Source organism: Rothia sp. HMSC071F11 (assembly GCF_001809115.1).
GTDB lineage: Bacteria > Actinomycetota > Actinomycetes > Actinomycetales > Micrococcaceae > Rothia > Rothia dentocariosa.
In genome coordinates this window covers 79,932-81,528 of record NZ_KV795770.1, presented here as the reverse complement: position 1 = coordinate 81,528, position 1,597 = coordinate 79,932, and the positions used below count along the sequence as shown (strand labels likewise).

Below are 1,597 nucleotides of genomic sequence, written 5' to 3'. Positions count from 1 at the left end.
ATAATCTTTTGGGCGGTGGGCGGCGTGCCGATGCCGGTAAGCTCGGGCAGACGCACCAGCCCGGGCAGACCCGCACCGGGGATGATGAGTTCGGGGTCGTCAAATTCCGCGAGCATTCGCGCCAGTTTTGTGACGTAGTCAAGGTCGATGCCGCCGATAATAACGTCGTTGACGGTACGGCGTTTTTCGGGTTCGTAGAAGGTTGCGGCGGCATCTTCATCCACTGTAACAACTACGGTACAGGAGGCGGGAAGCTGCTCTTCGGACGAGGCAATCACGATGCCGAACGCTTTATGCACTACTTTATCGCGGCTGGACTGGCGGTGCGGGTTTTCACCCCGACCGTACCCTAAGAGTTTACGGGCTGGGGCATCACGGCCTTCAGTGAGTACCTCAGAGTCGATCACCAGCATCAGGCCGGGGGTTAGTAACCCGTCGATGCTCTGCTGCAGGTTTTTGAGCATAGCGTTGGAGTGCTCGTAATCCTGCGAAATCCATCGGCCACCCGTGGAAGATCCGCTCTGTCGGGTATGCGGCAGCCACGAGGTCCACGACCATTCGTCTTCTTTTCCGCGGTCGAAGAAGACGCCTAGGGTGAGGTCAGCGGGTCCGCAGTGAGTCACGGACTGCATGACGAGGCTGCGCGCTAGGGCGAGGGCGCCTTCCCTATCACCCACGATACCGATAACACCGGCGTCGGTCAGGTCGGCGACCATGGGGGCTCCCATGAGCTTGGATGAGTCGAGAAGAGTTTTAATTTCTTTCTCGGGTTCCTGACTTGAGGTCAAATCGTTCTTGGGAATCCAGGCGTAGTTGCCGTACCCCACATGGAGCGTCATAAAATCAGAGGCTTTAAAGCGGCGCTGCCATACTTCCACGCTGGGAAGCTCGATGCGCCGCGCCACGCTGGCGGGGTCGGGTGCGAGTTCCTGCAGACGCAGACGCTCATAGTCGTAGATGTCGTCGAACTTGGTTTTAACCTTGTCGAGTTCTTTCTCGAACCGGTTTTCTTCTTCTCGCTTCTCACGTTTGAAGCGCATTTTCTGCTCGAGCCACATACCAATGGCCGCTACCGGGCTGAGCAGCGCGAAAAGCGCGTAACGGATTTCGCGCATCATGGCGACCATGGCACCGGCGAAAATCAGTGGAGCAAGTACCGTGGCGATACTGAATTTTGAGGGTTTAGTAACATTCTTTCGCTTCGGTATTTTGACGGTATCTGATTCGGGCATGAGCGCCGCGCGCGGCGGACGGTTGAAGGGTGCCGTGCGGCTGGGGGTCAGATTGGGAAGCGATCCTGCGCGCGGTGCCAGGGTTTCGGTGAGCTGCGGGCGCACAAGCAATGCCACTCCCCCGGCGTAGATAACGGCTTCGTCGTCTACTTCTACCCCATCTTCGCCCAGTTTTGCGCCGTTCACATAGGTTCCGTTGGTGGATCCCGAGTCTTTGATGAGTACCCCGTTGTCGGTCTGGGTGGCGGTGAAGTGTTCCCAGGATGCGCTCTCGGTTTCCAGCACTACATCGGCCTGGGGTGAACGCCCCGCCACGAGGGCGCGACCGCTTGGCAGGGGCAGGATGCGCCCCGCATGCAGCCCAC

1 protein-coding gene is annotated in these 1,597 nt (G+C 58.8%); it reads right to left on the bottom strand.

All coding sequences use genetic code 11. From position 1 onward, the window contains the following. A partial coding sequence (locus HMPREF2554_RS09830) for an FHA domain-containing protein (RefSeq protein WP_141744398.1) occupies positions 1-1,597 on the bottom strand: 1,597 nt, incomplete at both ends.